13 protein-coding genes are annotated in these 19,615 nt (G+C 70.6%); 6 read left to right on the top strand and 7 right to left on the bottom strand.

What is annotated here, in order from left to right; translation table 11 throughout:
* Nucleotides 1-14: 14 nt before the first annotated feature.
* On the top strand, nt 15-1,793 hold the full coding sequence (locus tag ACYVAG_RS11370) for a glycerophosphoryl diester phosphodiesterase membrane domain-containing protein (RefSeq protein ID WP_460770034.1): 1,779 nt from the start codon (nt 15-17) through the stop codon (nt 1,791-1,793).
* A gap of 314 nt (nt 1,794-2,107) precedes the next feature.
* Entirely contained in the window at nt 2,108-3,499 is a 1,392-nt protein-coding gene (locus tag ACYVAG_RS11365) for an MFS transporter (protein WP_460769756.1), read from the top strand.
* Nucleotides 3,500-3,503: 4 nt separating this feature from the next.
* Here ACYVAG_RS11365 and ACYVAG_RS11360 read toward each other — a convergent pair whose 3' ends face one another.
* The gene (locus tag ACYVAG_RS11360; protein WP_460769754.1) at nt 3,504-4,415 is read right to left on the bottom strand and encodes a LysR family transcriptional regulator; all 912 of its coding nucleotides are present in this window, start codon (nt 4,413-4,415) and stop codon (nt 3,504-3,506) included.
* A gap of 121 nt (nt 4,416-4,536) precedes the next feature.
* Between ACYVAG_RS11360 and mmsB the strand changes: the two genes are divergently transcribed.
* On the top strand, nt 4,537-5,445 hold the full coding sequence (gene mmsB / locus ACYVAG_RS11355; protein WP_460769752.1) for a 3-hydroxyisobutyrate dehydrogenase: 909 nt from the start codon (nt 4,537-4,539) through the stop codon (nt 5,443-5,445).
* 69 nt (nt 5,446-5,514) lie between these two features.
* Here the strand turns inward: mmsB and ACYVAG_RS11350 are convergent, their stop codons facing one another.
* Complete coding sequence (locus ACYVAG_RS11350; RefSeq protein WP_460769751.1) at nt 5,515-7,059, bottom strand: hypothetical protein; 1,545 nt, start codon at nt 7,057-7,059, stop codon at nt 5,515-5,517.
* Nucleotides 7,060-7,556: 497 nt separating this feature from the next.
* Nucleotides 7,557-9,362, bottom strand: a complete 1,806-nt coding sequence (locus ACYVAG_RS11345; protein ID WP_460769750.1) for an ABC transporter ATP-binding protein — start codon at nt 9,360-9,362, stop codon at nt 7,557-7,559.
* A 316-nt stretch (nt 9,363-9,678) separates the two neighbouring features.
* Between ACYVAG_RS11345 and ACYVAG_RS11340 the strand changes: the two genes are divergently transcribed.
* The 3 genes from ACYVAG_RS11340 to ACYVAG_RS11330 are packed head-to-tail and all read left to right on the top strand — an operon-like array spanning nt 9,679 to nt 12,021.
* Nucleotides 9,679-10,320: a choice-of-anchor M domain-containing protein gene (locus ACYVAG_RS11340; protein ID WP_460769748.1), complete on the top strand. Its 642-nt coding sequence runs from the start codon at nt 9,679-9,681 to the stop codon at nt 10,318-10,320.
* Nucleotides 10,313-11,158: an anchored repeat-type ABC transporter ATP-binding subunit gene (locus tag ACYVAG_RS11335; RefSeq protein ID WP_460769747.1), complete on the top strand. Its 846-nt coding sequence runs from the start codon at nt 10,313-10,315 to the stop codon at nt 11,156-11,158. Before ACYVAG_RS11340 ends, ACYVAG_RS11335 begins: the two co-directional genes overlap by 8 nt.
* Nucleotides 11,152-12,021, top strand: coding sequence for an anchored repeat-type ABC transporter permease subunit (locus ACYVAG_RS11330; protein ID WP_460769746.1), 870 nt, complete (start codon nt 11,152-11,154; stop codon nt 12,019-12,021). The genes ACYVAG_RS11335 and ACYVAG_RS11330 overlap by 7 nt, the downstream gene beginning before the upstream one ends.
* 313 nt (nt 12,022-12,334) lie before the next feature.
* Here ACYVAG_RS11330 and ACYVAG_RS11325 read toward each other — a convergent pair whose 3' ends face one another.
* From ACYVAG_RS11325 to ACYVAG_RS11310, 4 genes are all read right to left on the bottom strand, one after another.
* Nucleotides 12,335-12,718, bottom strand: coding sequence for a zf-HC2 domain-containing protein (locus tag ACYVAG_RS11325; protein ID WP_460769744.1), 384 nt, complete (start codon nt 12,716-12,718; stop codon nt 12,335-12,337).
* A 106-nt stretch (nt 12,719-12,824) separates the two neighbouring features.
* Nucleotides 12,825-13,391, bottom strand: a complete 567-nt coding sequence (gene sigM / locus ACYVAG_RS11320; protein ID WP_460769743.1) for an RNA polymerase sigma factor SigM — start codon at nt 13,389-13,391, stop codon at nt 12,825-12,827.
* Between the two features lie 110 nt (nt 13,392-13,501).
* Nucleotides 13,502-17,278 (bottom strand): murein biosynthesis integral membrane protein MurJ, encoded by a 3,777-nt coding sequence (gene murJ / locus ACYVAG_RS11315; protein ID WP_460769742.1) that lies wholly within the window; start codon nt 17,276-17,278, stop codon nt 13,502-13,504.
* On the bottom strand, nt 17,275-19,383 hold the full coding sequence (locus ACYVAG_RS11310) for a DUF6049 family protein (RefSeq protein WP_460769740.1): 2,109 nt from the start codon (nt 19,381-19,383) through the stop codon (nt 17,275-17,277). The genes murJ and ACYVAG_RS11310 overlap by 4 nt, the downstream gene beginning before the upstream one ends.
* Nucleotides 19,384-19,615: the final 232 nt, after the last annotated feature.

The following is a 19,615-nucleotide window of genomic DNA, read 5'->3' as shown; positions in this document are numbered from 1 at the left end:
GACCCCCCCGCGCCCTGGCCGGCGCCCTGCGCTATCTCCGCCTCTTCTGGCGTGACTACGCGACCCTGTTCCTGCTCGTCCACGCACTCATGGCGCTGGTCGGCCTGCCGCTGTCGGGCTGGTTGCTCTCGCTCGCGGTGCGGGTCACCCAGACCGGCGCCCTGACCAACGCCAACCTCCTGTCGGTGATCGGCGACCCGCTGGGGCTGCTGCTCGTCTTCGGGTCGCTGGTGCTGTTCACCGTGGCGGTCTTCCTCGACGTCGCCACGATCGCCGCCGTGGTCCACCTCCAACAGACCAGCCGCGACGTCACGTGGGCGAACCTCCGCGGCGTGCTGGGGCGTACGCTGCGTCGCCTCGTCTCCCCGCAGGCGCCGCTGCTGATGGTCTATCTCGCGCTGGTCGTGCCCCTGGTCGCGTTCGGCGTGACCTCGACGCTGACGACCCGCATCCGCATCCCCAACTTCGTCACCGGCGAACTGCTCAAGACCCCGAGCGGCACGGCGGCGTACGCGGGGGTCATGGCGCTGCTGTTCTTCCTGAACCTGCGCCTGCTCTATGTCGTGCCGCTGCTGGTCGTCACCGAACAGTCGATCTGGGGTTGCGTACGCGAGAGCTGGCGCCTCACCGGCCTGCGGGCCGAGGGCGACCGGGGCAGCGTCGGGCGCGCGCTGAAGGCGGTCGGGCTGCTGGCCCTGATCGTGGCGGCTGTCGGTCTGGCCGTGAGCCTCTTCGCCGTCCTCGTCCTCGCGATCGGGGCCGGGCTCGAGCGGTGGCTGGGCCGCCAGGCGCTCTGGCCGCTGGGCGTCCTGCTCGCCGTCGCGCAGGTCGCGCTCATGGTCGGCCCGGTGCTGGCGTCGGTGACGTTCATGCACGACCTGCTGCTGCGTCGGCGCCTCATCGAGGGGTTGGACACCCACGAACCGGGCGGCGAGCCGATCCGGCTGTTGCGGGGGCTGCGCCGCGTCCTCGTGGGCCTGACCGTCGCCGGCCTGCTCCTGGTGAACATCGTCTATCTGGGCTACATCAAGCTCGAGAGCCAGGCGTGGGTGATCGCCCACCGCGGCCTCACCGACGCGGCGGTCGAGAACACCATCGAGGCGGTCGAGGCGGCCGCGGTGCACAAACCGACTTATGTGGAGATCGACATCCAGCAGACCGCCGACGGCCAGTTCGTCGTCGCCCACGACGTGAACCTCAGACGACTGGCCGGCGACAACCGGCGCATCAGCGACCTGACGCTCGCCGAGGTCACCCAGGTGGTGCAGACCCAGAACGGCCACACCGCGAAGGTGCCGAGCCTCGAGGCGATGCTCGAGCGGGCCAACCAGCTGAAGCAGCCGCTGCTCATCGAGATCAAGCCCACCGGTCGCGAGACGCCGGACTATCTCGACCGGTTCTTCGCCCAACTGCAGAAGCACGACGCGGTCGGAACGCACGCCATGCACTCACTCGACCAGGTCGTGGTCGAGACGCTCGAGGAGAAGCACCCCGAGCTGAACACCGGCTTCATCGTGCCGATCCAGGTGACGGGGCTGGTCGACGTCCGCGCCGACTTCCTGGTGTTGGAGGAGGACGCGTTCTCGGGCGCCGCGCTCGAGCGGGCCCACGCCCGCGGCCAGAAGGTCGTGGTGTGGACGGTCAACGAGCAGCAGGCGATGAGGAAGTTCCTCATCGACGGGGCCGACGGGGTCATCTCCGACCCGCTGCCGCTGCTGGTGGAGACGCGCGCGGGGCTGCCGAACGACACGAGCTTCTTCAACAAGGCGCTGGACCTGGTGATGCCTGACTGATTGCGTCGCTCCGGTGGCTTCGACTCGCTGGCGCTCGCTCAGCCAGCGTGGGGCCGGGCGCGCGAGTCCCAAGAGCCCCCCGCTCACGTTGGCTGAGCGAGCCAGCGAGTCGAAGCCTCACGTTCACCGAGCGAGCCAGCGAGTCGAAGCCTCACGTTCTCCGAGCGAGCGTCAGCGAGACGAGGAGACCCCACTGCACGTGTGCGAATTTGCACCGTCTCCCTGCGGGAGTGTCCGTTGCTGTTTCAACGGATGCAGGCCCATACTCACGGGCAACAACCATGTGGTCAACGTTGACCCAGGAGGACAATCACATGAGCACCATCCCCCACGCCGAGGCGGAGACCCCCCAGGGGGTCCGCGAACGGCTCACCCGCGTGGTCGCGGCCTCCATGGCCGGCACCGTCGTCGAGTGGTACGAGTTCTTCCTCTACGCCTCCGCGGCCACCCTCGTCTTCGGCAAGCAGTTCTTCCCGTCGACCGGCTCGGAGCTCGACGGCATCATCAAGGCGTTCATCACCTACGCCGTCGGCTTCGTCGCCCGCCCGCTCGGCGGCATCGTGTTCGGCCACTTCGGCGACAAGATGGGTCGCAAGCACCTGCTTCAGCTCTCGATCATCATGGTCGGCGTCGCGACGTTCCTGATGGGCTGCCTCCCCACCTTCCACCAGATCGGGTATGCGGCACCGGTCCTGCTCGTCCTCCTGCGCTTCATCCAGGGCTTCGCGGTCGGCGGCGAGTGGGGTGGCGCGATCCTCCTGGTCGCCGAGCACTCGCCCGACAAGAGCCGCGGTTTCTGGGCCTCGTGGCCGCAGGCCGCGGTGCCGATGGGCAACCTGCTCGCCACCGGCGTACTGCTCGCCCTGTCCTCGTCCCTCTCGCAGGCGGCGTTCCTCTCGTGGGGCTGGCGCATCGCGTTCTGGCTGTCGGCCGTCATCGTGTTCGTGGGCTGGTACATCCGCACCAAGGTGACCGATGCCCCGATCTTCCAGCAGGCCAAGGAGGAGCAGATCGAGAAGGCCGCCGCCGGCTACGGCGTCGCCGAGGTGTTCCGCACCTACCCGCGCGGCGTCTTCACCGCCATGGGCCTGCGCCTCGCCGAGAACGTCATGTACTACCTCGTGGTCACGTTCTCGATCACCTACCTGAAGGTGCAGCTCAAGCTCGACACGTCGCGCATCCTGCTGCTCCTGCTGCTCGCGCACGCCATCCACTTCTGCGTCGTCCCGATGGTCGGCAAGCTCACCGACATCATCGGCCGCCGGCCCGTCTATGCGGCCGGCACGATCCTGACGGCCACGTGGGGCTTCGTCGCGTACCGCATGTTCGACACCAAGGACAACATGATGATCCTTGGCGCGATCATCATGGGCCTGATCTTCCACGCCCTGATGTACGCCGGGCAGCCCGCCATCATGTCGGAGATGTTCCCGACCCGCATGCGCTATTCGGGCGTCTCGCTCGGCTATCAGGTGACGTCGCTGTTCGCCGGATCGATGGCGCCGATCATCGCGACGGCACTGCTCGAGCGCTACAAGTCGTCGACCCCGATCGCGATCTATCTGGCGGTCTGTGCGGCGATCACCCTCGTGGCCGTCATCGCGGCCAAGGAGACGAAGGGCAGCTCGCTGCACGAGCTCGATCGCCTCGACGCCCTGGGCCAGGCACCCAAGCAGTCAGCGGCCGATCCGGCGCTGCGACGCTGAGGCGTCACTGCGCAGCCGCACGCCTGAGCGCGTCCATCGTGGCGCCGACGGCGGGGTTGCGCAGTGACTCGTCGCGGATGACGGCCCAATAGTCGGCGGGGTGCGCGTACTGCTCCGGCAGCACGCGCACCAGCCCGTCCAACTGGTCGGCCATGAAGTCGGGCAGGATGCCGATGCCGGCCGACGCGAGCGTCGTCTCGACGTGGACGAACACCGACGTCGACCGCATCGTGCCACGCATCCGCGGGAGGGGCCCGGTCGCCAGGTCGAGCTCGTCGATCTGCAGCGACTGCTCGATGTAGTAGACGAGAGTGTGGTCGGCGAGGTCGGCCAGGTCACGCGGGTGGCCCACCCGGTCGAGGTACGCCGGGGTCGCGTACAGCCCGAGGTGGTAGTCGCGCAGGTGCACCGCGACGGCGCGATGGACCTTGGGTTGGGTGACCGTGACCTCGATGTCGACCCCGGAGCGGTGCTGCTTGAGCCGCTGGGTGGCGGTGATGAGCTCGGTCTGCAGGTCTGGATGGTCGCGACGCAGCCGGACCAGGGCGGGCACGGCGAAGTGGGTGCCGAACCCGTCGGGGGTGGCGAGGCGCACGACGCCGGTCAGGCCGCGCTCGGCGGGGTCGCTGTTGTCGAGCGACTTCAGCGCCTGCTCGACCGACTCGGCGGCGGTGAGGACCGCGGCGCCGGACTCGGTGAGCTCCCAGCCGTCGGGGGTCTGCACGATCACCCGCGCGCCGAGCGCCTTCTCGAGGCTCGCGATGCGGCGCGACACGGTGGTGTGGTTGACCCCGAGCACGTCGGCCGCCGCGCTGTAGCGTCCCAGCCGCGCCACCGCCAACAGGACGAGCAGGTCGTCGGGACTGACAGGCGTACGCGCCATCGGACCTCCAGGGAACGCGCGGAATGTGTGCATGGATGCACGGCGAGGTTGCGGAATTCACCCTATCCCGTGCGTTGATCGCCATGGGTCCGCGCGCCTACGGTGAGCGGAACGGCTCGGGCACGGGCGTGTCTCAACGACGAGGAGCACAGCAATGGCGACCATCGCATGGATCGGACTCGGCAACATGGGCGCGCCCATGTCGGCCAACCTGGTGAAGGGCGGCCACGACGTACGCGGGTTCGACCTGAACCCCGCGGCCGTGGAGCGCGCGACGCAGGGTGGCGTCACGGCGGCGGCATCGATCGCCGAGGCCGTACGCGGGGCCGAGGTGGTCGTGACGATGCTGCCGAAGGGCGAGCACGCGCTCGCGGCCTACACCGGCGACGACGGCGTCTTCGTCCACGCCGAGCCCAATGCGCTCATGATCGACTCATCGACCATCGACGTCGAGACCGCCGGCAACCTCCACGAGATGGCCCGCGACAAGGGGTTCCGGTTCGTCGACGCCCCGGTGTCGGGCGGCATCTCCGGCGCTTCGGCCGGCACGCTCTGCTTCATGATCGGCGGCGAGGACGCGGTGGTCGCCGAGGCGAAGAAGATCATCGACCCGATGGCCGGCAAGATGATCGCCACGGGCCCGGCGACCACCGGCCAGGCCGCGAAGATCTGCAACAACATGATGCTGTTCATCGAGCTGATGGCCTGCAGCGAGGGCTCCGTGCTCGCGAACAAGCTGGGCCTCGACCCGAAGGTGTTCCACGAGATCGTGACGGCCTCGTCCGGCAACTGCTGGGCGGCCAACACGTGGTATCCGGTGCCGGGCGTGATCGACACCGCCGCCGCCAACCGCAACTTCGACGCGACGTTCGCGACGGCGCTGGCCCACAAGGACGCCGGCCTGGCGCTCGCCGGCGCCAAGCAGGTCGGCGTGGAGCTCCCCGCGGCCCAACTTGCGTACGACCAGCTGCAGAAGCTGATGGACGACGGCTACGCCGACAAGGACTGCAGCCTGATCGTCCGCAACATTGACCCGCAGGCGCCGGGGACCGAGAACCTCTGAGCCGCTGAAGAGCCCGGGCCCGGCCATCGCAGGATGGCCGGGCCCGGGCGTACGCGGTGGTGCGTCAGTTCACTTCCAGTCGATGCGGACGTCGGCCGGGTCGGCCTCGAAGAAGTACATGTAGGCCGGCCCGAACTCGAGGATCCACGCGCGGTGGCCGTCCGGGTAGTCGTGGTAGTAGGGGTCGGCGACCGGATAGCCAAGGCGGCCGCTCTCCCAGCCGTGCTGGCCCCAGGCCCCCATGAACTCCTTGAAGACGGGGTGGGCGCCGGTGGCCGGCGAGAAATAGATCATGTCGTCGCCCTCGAACACCTGGCGGCAGCCGCCGTTCTTCATGCCGCAGATCTCGTCGGACAGCGGATAGCCGTACTCGTTCTCCCAGCCGTACTCGGCCCACTTCGCCTTGATGGAGCCCTTGACGAAGTGCGCGCCGGACTTCGGCGACCAATAGATGGAACCGTTCTGGAAGTGCTGGCCGCAGCCCCCGGCGCGCAGGCCGCAGAACTCGCCGCTGGTCGGATAGCCGAGGTGGCCGGCCTCCCAGCCGTTGCGACCCCAGTGGTCGAAGATCGCGCCGCGGATGAAGTGGGCGCCGCTCGCCTGCGACCAATAGATGTGGCCGCCCTGGAAGTCCTGGAAGCAGCCGTTCCTGATGAAGCACTGCTCGTCACTCGTCGGGAAGCCCAGCGAGCCGCCCTCCCAGCCGTTGCGCCCCCACTCGTCGAAGATCGCGCCGCGGACGAAGTGGGCGCCGCTCGGCAGCGACCAATAGATCAGGCCGCCCTGGAAGCGCTGGAAGCAGCCGTTGGAGATCCAGCACTCCTCGTTGCTGGTGGGATAGCCGAGGAATCCGGCCTCCCAGCCCAGCGAGCCCCACTTCTCCTTGACGGCGCCGCGGATCCAGTGGGCGCCGGAGTCGGGCGACGCATAGATCGAGCCGCCGGCGAAGTCCTGGAAGCAGCCGCCGCGGACGATGCCGCAGATGGCGTCGCCGCGCGCATAGCCGAGGGGACCGGAGACCGAACCCTCGTACGCGGACACGAGCGGCGCGAGGACCGCGTACGTGCCGGACTTCGGGGAGAAGGTGATCTGGCCGCCGGTGAACGTCTGGACGCAGCCGGTGGTGGTGCACATCTCGTCGGTCGTCGGATAGCCGAGCTTGCCGGTCTCCCAGCGCAGCGAGCCCCACTTCTCGAAGATCAGGCCCTTGGTGACGTGGGCGCCGGTGGCGGCGGTCCAATAGATCGAGCCGCCCTGGAAGGCGCGGAAGCAGCCGCCGCCGACCAGCCCGCAGATGAGGTCATGCTTCGGGGCGCCGAGGAAGCCGGACGCGCCGCCGAGGGTGGCGTACCTGGCGTCGACGGGATGGACCGGCGTGGGGGTCGGGGTGGGCGTGACCGTGGCGGCCGCGGCCGGCGTGGCCCCTTCGGTCGGCGTCGCGGTGGCCGCGGGGGTGACCGTGGCCTCGGCGGTGGCGGTGGCGGTCGCCCGCGGGGTCGCCGTCGCGCGCGTGGGCGAGGAGGTCGGGGTGGGCGTGGGGGCGGCGTACGCCATCGGTGCGGAAAGAACCGTCATCGACAACGCCACCGCAGCGATGAGACTGCGGACGTTCATGGGTCGCTCCAGGCGAGGAAGTGGCGCCTCTCATGGGCGCCGTATGCGCACTTTGTATCACCGCGTCGTGACGCGGGGCGACAAAATCTTCCAAGTCTGAATGGGGCCTCGAGACTTACCGGGAGATCAGTTCGCAGTATGGGTCGGGCGTGAAATGCGCACACGTGCGCGCGGAACGTCGATGGGGTGGGTCGTGGTCGGCCGGGGGTGTGTGCAAAGTGCGCACGTGTGCCTGAAACGTGGGGTGTACGCGTGGGTAACCCGCCAAAACTGCGCAGGTGTGCGCTTTTCACGCCTCACGGCTTTCCACATCCCACGGCACGACATCGCGCACTTGCGCACCTTTCGTCCACCCGCCACCCAGGGAACTTTCCCTGGGACGCTTGGTGTGCAGGGGTTGCGTCGACACGCCGGGGCGTACGCCCAACTCGCGCACGGGTGTGCACAAGTTGGGCGGAGGGGGGACCCCACGCACGTACGGGGGAGGGGACCCGACGTCAGCCCACCATGTCGTACGCGGCCAGCCGCTTGCGGTCCGCCTTCGTCGCGGACGCCTGGAGCTGGAGCAGCTCGGCGTAGATGCCGCCCGAGCGGGCCAGCTCGTCGGGCGTGCCGATCTCGTCGACGCGACCGTCACGCAGCGTGACGATGCGGTCGACCGTCGAGATCGTCGACAGCCGGTGGGCGATGATGATCGAGGTGCGGTCGGCCATCAGCGCGTCCAGCCCCGCCTGCACCGCGCGCTCCGACTTCGTGTCGAGCGCCGACGTCGCCTCGTCGAGGATCAGGATCGGCGCGTCCTTGAGGATCGCCCGCCCCACCGCGATGCGCTGCTTCTGGCCGCCGGACAGCTTCAGCCCGCGCTCGCCGATCAGCGTGTCATAGCCGTCGGCGAATCGCTCGATGAACCGCGCCGCGTTGGCCTTCTCGGCGGCCTCCAGCACCTCGGCCGGGTCGGCGCCCGGCCGGCCGTACGCGAGGTTCTCCCGGATCGTCCCCGAGAACAGCGACGGGTCCTGGAACACCACCCCGATCTGGCGGCGCAGCTCGCCCGGGTCGAGCTCGGCGAGGTCGGAGCCGTTGACCACCACGTGCCCCGACCGCAGCGGATAGAGCCCCAGCAGCAGGTTCACCAGCGTCGTCTTCCCGCCGCCCGACTCGCCCACCAGCGCGACGCGCTCGCCCCGGCGTACGGCGAAGGAGACTTCCTTGACCACCGCCTGTTCGTCGTCATAGCCGAACGTGGCGTCGTCGAACACGATCATGTCCTCGCCGGGGCCGACGCGCGGCGCGGCCGGCCGCGTGCCGGCCGGGACCGGCGCCGGCGTGCGGTCGTCGTCGAGCGCCATGACCTCGAAGAAGTCCTTGGATCCCGCGATGGCCTTCTGGCCGGTGTCGATGAGATAGCTCATCATCGTCACCGGGTGGCGCGTCATCGCGACGAGCTGGATGAGCAGCACCATCACGCCGACGGTGAAGACCCCGCGTACGGTCTGGACGAAGATGATCGCGTAGATGCCGAAGAACACGACATTCAAGGCGGTACGCCGGACCACGTCCATCCAGTGCCACCAGCGCGACTGGGCCTGGGTGGTGCCGACGGTGGAGTCGAACCGCGTGCGGAACGTGGAGAGCTCGGCCACCTCGCGCACGAAGCTCTTCACCACCCGGATCTGGCCGATCACCTCGATGAACCGCCCCGACGCGAGGTCGACCTGGGCGTTCTTCTCGCCCTCGAGGCGCTGCCAGCGCGTGGTCGTCAGCGCGGTCAGCCACGTGTAGAGCGGGAACACGATGATCAGCAGCACGGCCAGCCACGGCGAATAGAACGCCGACACCGCCAGCGCCGCGAACGTCGTCAGCAGCATCGGGAAGAAGTTGTTCGACATCGCCTGCAGGAAGTGGGTCGACTCGTTGATCGAGCGGTTCAGGCGGCCGGTGATCGTGCCGCTCAGCTCGGAGTCGAAATAGCGCTGGGGCAGCGCGAGCAACTTCTCGTAGTAGCGCGTCGACAGGATCGACCGCAGCCGGGCGGCCATCACGTCGCCGAGATAGCCGCCCCAGTTCGTGACGAGCGTGTTGACGACGTCAGTCGCGAGCAGGGCCACCGCGAGCCACAGCACGACGGTCACCGCGCCGGGACGCGGGCCGCTCGTCGCGGCGACGACCTCGTCGGTCGCGAACTTGATGATGAACGGCGTCAGCAGCCCGGTGAGGGCGGTGAGCACCGAGGCCACGACGATGCCGACGTAGTAGGGCCACAGTTCGCGGGCGAAGGCCAGCAGTCTGACGATGGGGCGCACGGGGATCATCCTTCCGGGTACGCCGGGGACAGCACCAGCCGGTCAGGAAATGTTCCCCTCGTGCTCCAGTCGCCCACGTTCTCCGAGCGGGCGCCAGCGAGTCGAGGAGCCTCCACGTTCTCCGAGCGAGCCCCAGCGAGTCGAGGAGTGCCGGCTGTCACGAATCGTCCACAACTCCTCGAAAGTCAGACCAGATCGCCTGTCTGAGCCCATCGACTGGACGTTTCGTGACATCCGTCGGCTTGCCCTTCCCCGCCCCTCCCCTTATCGTTCGTCCTGCACATGAAAGTCATATTCAATAATAAGAGAGAGAAGCATGCGTACCCGCCCCCGCCAACGGGCAGGACTCCTCCTCCTCCTGCTCGTCCTTTCGCTGCTGGCACCGACGTCCCTCGCGTACGCCGCTCCCGGCCCCGAAATCCCGCCCTCCTCCACCGACCCGGCGGTCACCGAACGCATCGAGCGCGGCGCCAAACTCGTCCTCCATCGCGTGCAGGGCCCCGGCGCGTTCCACGTGTTCCTGCAGAACGGGTTCGACCCGCCCCAGCCGCTGTGGGCCGGCGGCGGTCCGGACGGGCAGGAGATCTGGGTCGACACGAACACCCACACCCACGCGAACTGGGTGTTCGGCAAGCCCGGTGTCTACCTGGTCGACTTCTCCGTCGTCGCGCAGGGACGCGACGGCCGCGCGTACGAGAGCCGGTCGACGCTGCGGTTCGCCGTCGGCGACGCGGTCGGCGCCGACGAGGTGTGGGCCTCGCGCCTGCCGACGACCACCGCGGCGCCGGTGGCCGCGGCCCCGCCGCCCGCGCCCGAGGAGCCGTTCGGCACGACCATGGTCGCGATCCTCGTCGCCGCCGGAGTGCTGCTGGCGCTGGGCGCGCTCGCGCTGGTCCACACGATCCGCTCGGGTCGCGCCCGCGCGGCCGCACTCCGCGAGGAGCCCGGCGATGAGTGACACCCGCCCCCATGACCCCCGCCCCGACACCCCCCGCCTCGACGTCCGCGGCGTCGACGTCCGCGGCGTCGCCGTCGACCTCGGTGGCCGTCGCGTCCTGTCCGACATCGACCTCGCCGTCGACGCGGGCGAGTTGCTCGGCCTCGTCGGCCCCAACGGGGCGGGCAAGACCACGTTGCTGCGGACGCTGCTCGGGCTCGTCCGCCCGGTCGCCGGCACCGTCACCGTCGAGGGCCGTACGCCGGCCCGCGCCTCCCGCCGCCTCGGCTATGTCCCCCAGCGCCACGAGTTCGCCTGGGACTTCCCCATCAGCGTCGAGGCGGTCGTGATGTCGGGCCGCGTACGCCACATCGGGTGGCTGCGTCAGCCGGGCGTCGCCGACCACCGGCTCGTACGCCGGGCCCTGGCCCGCGTACGCCTCACCGACCTCGCCGACCGCACCGTCGGCCAGCTGTCGGGCAGCCAGCGGCAGCGCGTGCTCATCGCGCGGGCGCTGGCGACAGACCCGTCGATCCTGCTGCTGGACGAGCCGTTCACGGGCGTGGACATGCCGACCCAGGAGCTGCTCGGTGAACTGTTCCGCGCGCTGGCGGCCGAGGGGACGACCGTCGTCATGACGACCCACGACCTCGCCGACGCCATGGCCTCCTGCGACCGCATCTGCCTCGTCAACCGCCGCATCGTCGCCGACGGCACGCCCGACGACGTCCGCGACCCCGAGCTGTGGATGCGCGCGTTCGGGGTCTCGGCGACCTCGCCGCTGCTGGCGTCGGTGGGCGCCGCGACCAGCTCCCCGGCCACCGTGCCCACCGACTCCCGCGAGGACGTCGCGTGCTGACCCCCGTCGAGTTCCTCCACGACCTGACCAACCCGCTGCTCGCCTTCCTGCCGAAGGCGCTGCTGGTCGCGGTGCTGTCGTCGCTCGTCGCCGGCGTCGTCGGCGCCCACGTCGTCCTGCGCGGCATGGCCTTCATCGGCGACGCCGTCGCCCACTCGGTGTTCCCCGGGCTCGCGATCGCGTTCTGGCTGCAGGGATCGCTGCTGCTGGGCGGCGCGGCGGCCGGGTTCGCGACGGCGATCCTCATCGCCGTGGTGTCCCAGAACCGACGCCTGCGGGAGGACTCGGTGATCGGCATCCTGTTCGCCTGCACCTGCGCCTTCGCCCTCGGCATCGTCGTGATCTCCCGCGCCCCCGGGTACGCCGGCTCCCTGCAGCAGTTCCTGTTCGGCTCGATCACCGGCACCGACGACGGCGACATCATCGTGGTCGCGGTGACGGCGGCCGCGGTGCTGCTCGCGTGCGGGCTGCTCCACAAGGAGCTGGTGGCCGTGGGCCTCGACCGGGAGATGGCGCGGGCCGCGCGCCTGCCCGTGTTCGCGCTCGACCTCGTGCTCTATCTGCTGGTGACCGCGCTGGTGGTGATCTCGGTGCAGACCATCGGCAACATCCTGGTGGTGGCGCTTCTGGTCACCCCGGCGGCGACCGCGCGGCTGCTGACCGACCGGCTGGGCGCGATGATGGTCCTGGCGCCGGTGATCGGGGCGGTCAGCGCGCTGGTCGGGCTCTATCTGTCGTGGTCGATCGACCTCCCGGCGGGCGGCACGATCGTGCTGGTCGCCACCGGCATCTTCGTCCTGGCCTGGCTGGTCGCGCCGCACGGGCTGCTGGGCCGCGTACGCCGAGCCAAGCCTGCGATGTGAGTCAACGTTGGCTGAGCGAGGCCGTCTGCGGCCGAGTCGAAGCCTCCGCGCGCCCTCAGTCAACGTTGGCTGAGCGAGGCCGCCTGCGGCCGAGTCGAAGCCTCCGCGCTCAGCCAGCGGGCAAGTGGGTGGCTTCGACTCCTTCGTCGGCTCAGCCAGCGTTGGTGGGGGTGCGTCGCTCAGCCAGCGGGCAAGTGGGTGGCTTCGACTCCTTCGTCGCTCAGCCAGCGTTGGTGGCTTCGACTCCTTCGTCGCTCAGCCAACGTTGGCTGAGCGAGGCCGCCTGCGGCCGAGTCGAAGCCTCCGCGCGACCTCAGTCCTGCGACAGCTTCTCCCCGTCGTGGTCGCCCACGGCCTTCCCCCCGTACGCCGGGTTCTGTCCGAAGCTCCCGACCGACGTGCGCTTGGCCGTCAGGGCTCGCGCGTCCGCATCCTCGTTGTCGGCGGCCCCCGACGCCCGGCGCTCCGACTCGGCCTCGACCACCGCCTGCAGGCGCGTGAACACGGTGTCGGGCATCGGCGGGACCGGCGCGTCGGCCAGGGCCTCGCAGACGTCCACCAGCGCGGCGGCGACGGCGGCACACGACGAGCAGCCGCCCACGTGGTTCTGGACGGCGGCGGCGCGCTCGGGGGGCAGGAGGTCCTCCGCGGCGTCGGCGAGCTCGTCGACCGACACGTGCTGGGCATCGTTGCTCACGGTGCTTCCTCCCTTAGTCCTGACCACATGGTCACCATCGCCGAGTGGGGCGACACGATTCCGACGCCCCGGCCAGCCCCCCCGGTTCCCGAGACCTGCGTCACGTTCAGGCCACTGTCTCACGCAGGTGGCCCAGCAGGGGCACGAGCTTCGCCCGTCCCCGCGCGCACCGGCTCTTGATGGTGCCGACGGCGCAGCCGAGGATCGTGGCCGCCTCCTCCACCGAGTACCCCTCCATGTCCACCAGCACCAGCGCGGCCCGCTGGTCGGCGTTGATCTGGTTCAGCGCCGTCGCGACATCGGCGCGGCGTTCCTTCACCTCGAGCACGTCGGTGTCGTCGGTCACGCCGAGCTCTGCGGCGCGCTCCGGGTCCTCGGGCAGCGGGTCGGCCGCGCGCACCTTGTTCCGGCGGATCCGGTCCAGGCACGCGTTCACCACGACGCGGTGGAGCCACGTGGTCACCTGCGAGTCACCGCGGAAGGTGTGGGCGCGCCGGAACGCCGAGATGTACGCCTCCTGGAGCGCGTCGGCCGCCTCCTCCGGGTTGCGCATCGTGCGCAGGGCGACGGCCCACAGGCGGTCCCTGTGACGGGCCACCAGCACGCCGAACGCGTCGGGATCGCCGGCGACGTGGGCGGCCAACAACTCGTGGTCGCTGCGCTCGTCGGTCACGGTCCCCCCTCGGGCCCACGGCCCCTCACCCCGAGCCCACGCCGGGCCGGTCTGTCGAAGAGTCAACCTACGCCAGGGCGTACGCGAGGAAAAGTCCCGGCGGCGGATGTTCAGCCGGCGAACGTGACCTCGGCGACGCCGCCCTGGTGGCCCTGGGCCGTCTTCGGCAGCTGGGTGAGGTTCACGAGCACGAACCGCGTCACGACGGGCTGGTCGAGCTTCACCTCGGCGCTCTCGCCCGCGTTCGCCACCGACGCGACCGACGTCCAGTCCTTCACCGAGTCGGTCGGCGGTGTCGTACGCGTGTCGGCGCCCGTCGCCGGGACGCGCAGGTCGAACGTCGTCCCGGTGCCCTTCAACAGGACTTTCGCCTCCGCCACCGAGACCGGGCGGCCCAGGTCGACGATGATCCCGACGCCGTCCTTGTCCATCGTGGGGTTGCGATAGGTCACCGTCGTCCACGCCGTCTCCGGCTTCCCGTCGATCGCCAGGGGGGCCTGCGCGCGGTTCTCCTCGCGCGAGTCGCCCTGCGGGTCGAAGTCGGTCGCCGACACCAGCGCCAGCGCGGTCGGGGCCGGCCTGGGCGTGGGCGTGGGAGCGGTCTGGGGCGTACGCGGGTTCCGCTGCAGCGCGACCGCGACCAGCGAGCCGATGAGGACGACGAGCCCGAGGACGACCAGGCGCGTGATCCACGGCCGGCGCATCGACGGACGCGACCCCGGGGGGCGCGGGGGGCTGGCGGGGGAGCGACCCGATCGGTCCGATCGGCCTGTCAGGCCCCCGCCCGGCGCGATGCCGGTGTTCACGGTCGGCTCGCCGGCCGACGCCGGGGTCGCGACCGCAGCGAGCCCCTGGGTGGGTGCGTCCGCGTCGGCCTGGTCGGCGGAGACCTGGGCGCCGCCGAAATACATGTCGGCGGTGTCGGCCTGGGTGTAGGCCGACATCGGCGACTGGGCCGGGATGGGCTCTTCCTCGTCCATCTGCACGACGGGCACCGGATATCGCATGCGGCGCTCGAGGTCGTGGGACGCATCGGCGGTGCCGAGCACGCGGCCGAGCTCGTCGGCGACCTCGGCGGCCGTCCGCAGCGGTGCCTCCTTGCCGCGCGGCAGGTCGCTCAGGATCTGGTCGCAGATGCGGTCGAGCGCCGGCGACACCCCGGCCCGCACCTGGCGCGGCGTGAACAGCTGGCCGTCGTTGTCGGTCGGCGCGGACGCCATGCCGTACGCGTGGCCGCCCGGCCAGCGCGACACCAGCGTGCAATAGAGCAGGCGGCCGATGTCCATGACGTCGACCACCTCGGGATCGCTCGTCGAGGCGATCGGGTGGTGGCTGGGTGACATCTCGGCCTCGAGCAGGAAGCCCACGATCTTGACGTTGCCGGCGGCGGTGATGACGACGGTGTCGGGGGAGATCCGCTGGTGGTACAGGCCCTGCGCGTGCATGCCGGCCAGCGCGTCGGCGACCTCGCGGACCAGCCAGGCGGCCTCCAGCGCGCTGAGCGGGCCGGAGGCCAGCAGGCTCTCGAGCGACACGCCCGGGGCGAACTCGCAGACGATGTAGGCGCCGAGCCCGTTGGCCTTCTCCTCGCCGGTCTCGCTGTCGACGCGCACCGACTCCTCGGCCGTCGGGCGGCCCACGTCGAGCACGCGGAGGAAGCGGGAGTCGGTCGCGATGGCGGCCCGGCGGGCGGCGACCATGATGTCGTCGTGGTCCTCCGCGCTCGGGAGGAGGTGGATGAGGACCGGACGCGAGAGGACCTCGTCGAACGCGCGCCACGTCTGGGTGGTGGCCCGGCGGACGAGCACCTCCTCCAGCCGATAGCGGCCGGCGAGTTCGAGCCCCGCGCGCACCTTGACCGGGTGGACGTCCTCGGCAGTGTCCTCGACGTCCTCCATGGTGTCGGGTTCGTCGTGGTCGACATACGGGACGAACGGCGCGTACGGCTCCTCGTCGCCCTCGGGGAACGGCACCGAGACGACGTCGCGCTCCTCCTCGAGGGCGGCGAGGTGGGCGGTCTCGTCACTGGTGTCGCCGGCCTGCTCCGCGGGGGTGCCCTCGTCGGCCTGCTCCGCCCGGCCGCGGCGCCGCAGGAGGGTCGCGACGATCTCGGTGACCTCGGTGATGCGCAGGAGGCGGGCGAACAGGAAGAACAGCGCCACCGCGGCCAGCACGCCGCCCACCAGGCCGAGGACCTGCATCAGCATGCTGTCGCCGACCCGCGTGGTGATCCACCACGCCAGCACGGCGCCGGGGGCGACCGCGAGGCCCACGCGCACGAGGTGGCGGATGACCTTGGTGGCCGACAGCCCCGGCAGCCGCCGGGACAGGCGCGCGAAGGACAGGCCGAGGCCGAAGACATAGGAGAGCGAGTATGCGAGCGCGAGCCCCGGCGCCACCAGGTCGGGCCGATCGACGGGGATGACGAACGCGATGGCGAACAGCACGTTCAGCGCGGCGATGACGCACTGCTGCCAGAACGTCGAGCGGGTGTCCTCGAGGGCATAGAACGCGCGCAGGCAGACGTACTGCACCGTGAACGGCACCAATCCGATCGCGAACGCGATCAGGGTCCAGCCGATGTAGTGGGAGTCCTTGGCGCCGGCGCCCTGGCCGAACATCAGGCTGGTGACGGGCATGGCCAGCGCGATGAAGGCGGCCGCCGCGGGCAGCAGCACGGTCGTCGCCAGCCGGATGGTGCGCATGGTCTCGCGCCGCACGCCCACGAGGTCGCCGGCCGCGGCGAGCCGTGAGGCGCTCGGCAGCATCGCGGTCGCGAGGGACACGGTGATGAGCGAGTGGGGAAGGATCCAGATCAGGTACGCACGCCCGTACGCCGCGAGACCGGCGCCGTCGCCGCCCACGGTGGCCGAGGTGGCCAACTTGTTGACCACGACCAGCGCCAGCTGGTTGACCAGCACGAAACCCAGCGTCCACTTCGCGAGGTGGAAGGTGTGGCCCAGACCGGTGCCGCGCAGGTCGAACCGCGGGCGGAAGCGGAAGTCGATCTTCCGCATGAACCACACCATCACCAGGGTCTGCGACGCGATGCCGAGCGTGGCGCCGCCTCCCAGCAGCAGGGCCTGCGGCGTGGTGAACGGCTGCGACCCGTCGGACGTCCCCCACACGCCCAGATAGACCAGCAGCACCCCCACCTGCACGACGTTGTTCGCGATCGGGGCCCACATCATCGGGCCGAACCGGTCGTGGGCGTTCAACACCTGCCCCAACAGGAAGAACACGCCGTAGAAGAACACCGACGGCAGGCACAGATAGCCGAGGAAGACCATCGACTGGTAGAGCGCGGCGTTCTGGGGGGCCTTCCAGTCGTCGGCCGCGTAGACCCCGATGACCAGCGGCGCCGCGATCGTCAGCACCACCGCGAACGCGCCCACGAGCAGCAGGAACGCGGTCATGATGCGGTTGGTGTAGGCCTCGCCCCCGTCCGGGTCGTTGTTCACGGCCCGGACGATCTGGGGCACCAGGACGGTGTTCAGGGCGCCGCCGGCGAACAGGATGTAGAGCGAGGTGGGGATCACCGTCGCCAGCTCGAACATGTCGGCCTGGTTGGTGCCGTTGGCGAACAGCGCCGCCAGCAACATGACGCGGACGAAGCCGAGGATGCGCGACGACATCGTGCCGGCGGCCATCAGGGCTGTGGCGGAGACCAGGCGGCGGGTGGACCCGGAGTCGCTGTCGCCCTGGTTCGAGCCGCCCTGGTTCGAGCCGCCCTGGTCCGAGCCGGCCGGTCCGGAGCCGCCCGGCGGGTTCGCGGCGGAGTCCCGCGTACGCACGGGGTGGAGCGTGTCCTCGAGTTCGACCGGGTCCATGGGGGCGGTGGGGAGGTCGGCCTGGTCCGCGCGCGGGGTGGGGGGGCGTTCGGTCACTCCCCACTCCCTTCGGTCGGTTCGATCCTCACCACGGGCACCGCGGGACGCTGAGCGGTGACGGTCGCGTCCTCGGCTGCCCGGCGGGCCGCATTGGTGGACACTCTCTCACGCGCGACCTGCCGGATGCGTAAAGCCGTCGCCGCCAGCAGCACGATTCCCGAAGCCACCACGATGATCCAGCCCACGAAGCCGAAGTTGGTGGCGCGCACCTCGACCCGGTTGTGGCGACCCAGCGGCGTGCCGCCGGGCGTCACCAGCTGGGCCGTCACCATGACGGGACCGTTCGCGGCCGCGCGGGGGCGGACGTTCACGGTCGTCGACTGGCCGGCTGGCACTTCGATGTTCTCGTGGCGGGGGATCGACAGGCGCTGCGGCTGGTCGGAGTCGAAGTCGATGGCGACCCGCACCGGCGTACGCAGGGTGTTGGTCACGGTCACCGGGAAGGACCCGCTCTGGCCCGACATGATCACGGTCTTCTGGGCGGTCAGCTTCACCGCCCCGGTGAGCGCCTGGTTCGCCTCGGTGAGCAGCGGGTCGATCCAGGTCTGGAAGCCCGCGGGGTTGCCGCGCCACCAGCTGGAGGCCGAGCGCGCGGCCTGGGCGTCGCCGTCGCGCTGATGGGGCGCCGGGTCGACCATCATCTCGGCGTACGCGGCCTGGGCTCGGGAAAGGTCGCGCAGCCGGCCGACCTGGGCGGGGCTGAGCTCGGCCGCCCGCATCTCGGGGGTGTAGTCGAGCTGTTCGGACCACTCCGAGGGGCGGTCCCGGAGGGTGTCGGTGAGGGGTACGCGGGCGATCCAGGCGGCGCGGGCCCCGAGGTCGGCGTCGGCCTCGTCGGCCGACGCGACGACGTGGACCTGGGGTCCGGAGGCGTTGGTCGCGGCGAGCCAGGTGTCGGCCAGGAGGCGCTGGCGCACGTGGATGGCCGTCTGGCGCGGGTCTGGGCCGGGACCGCCGGCGAACGTCGCGCCGCTGAAGGCCACGAGGGGGGCGGTCTGGATGGGGGCGAGGAGCGCCTGCTCGGTGCGGGCGTTGGCGACGAGGATGGCGGCGGGGTCCATGCGCTCGATCCAGCCGACCGTGGGTGTGTCGAGGAAGCCGCCGTTGGCATAGCCCAGCAGGGGGAGATCGCGGATGCCGTCGACCTGGGTGGTCGCGGACACGATGCGGTGGAAGGTGTCCTCGAGCGCCTGGTGGGCGATGGGGGTCAGGTCGGGGACCGCGAAGGGGAGCCGGAAGGCGTGGGTCTCGTCGAGGCGGTCGAGGTCGGCGAGCCAGCGGCGGGCGACGGCCTGGCCGGTGCCGGGGACCATGGCCCCGTCCGCCTGCCGGATCTGATAGCCGGCGTCGTCGGCCATGGCGCGCGCGGCCTGCAGGAGCGCGGGATCGATGGCGTGGGAGACGTCGGTCCGGGAGGCGGCCCGCATCAGTTTCGACAGGCGGCCGTTGGCCGACATCTCCTCGGCGAGGTGGTCGTCGGCGAACAGGCCGGGGCGGACCATCGAGGGCCGACTCGTGAGCATCACGACGGTCGGCACCTTGACGGTGGCGGGCGTCGTGGGCGCGGCCCCCTGGTTGTTCTGGCGGGGCAGGGGGACGAAGACGCGGGCCCGGCCCAGGGTGGCGCTGGCGCGGCGGCCGATCTTTCCGACCACATGGACGCCCATGAGATAGACCCCGGCGGTCCGGGGAAGCTCGAGGGAGCTGACCGGGGCCTGCACCTGGAACGGCACGGTCTCGCCGGGGGCGATCGTGGTCTTCTGGTCGGTCGTGAGCGGCTGGAAGGCGCCGATGTCGGTGACGCGGCCGCCGTAGGGCTGGGTGGCGGGGGATTCGAGCGCGGCGCGCATGCCGTCGGCGGAGGTGATGGGCGACCAGTCGCGCCAGAAGAGGGCCTGGGCGGTCGAGAGGGGCTCGCTGGAGGTGTTGGTGACCTTGCCGCGGATCGTGATAGTGGCCGCGCGGTCGGGCGTGGCGGGGTCGAACTGGTCGATGGTGATCGCGACCTGCTGGTCGTCCGCGGCGTGCGCGACGGGCACGGCGAGCGTCGGCGCCAGCAGCGCGAGCAGCCCGGCGAGCAGCACACGCACCAGTCGGATCACTCGGCCATCGTAATCACAGCGCCTGTGGGGACCACGTTCTCCGAGCGAGCGCCAGCGAGTCGAGGAGTGTTGGCCTGTACGTTCTCCGAGCGAGCGCCAGCGAGTCGAGGGGTGTTGGCCTGTACGTTCTCCGAGCGAGCGCCAGCGAGTCGAGGGGTGTTGGCCTGTACGTTCTCCGAGCGAGCGCCAGCGAGTCGAGGAGTGTTGGCCTGTACGTTCTCCGAGCGAGCGC

This window comes from Mariniluteicoccus flavus (genome assembly GCF_054776655.1).
Note: the sequence above shows the minus strand (reverse complement) of the source record. Positions and strands in the feature narration are given on the sequence as shown.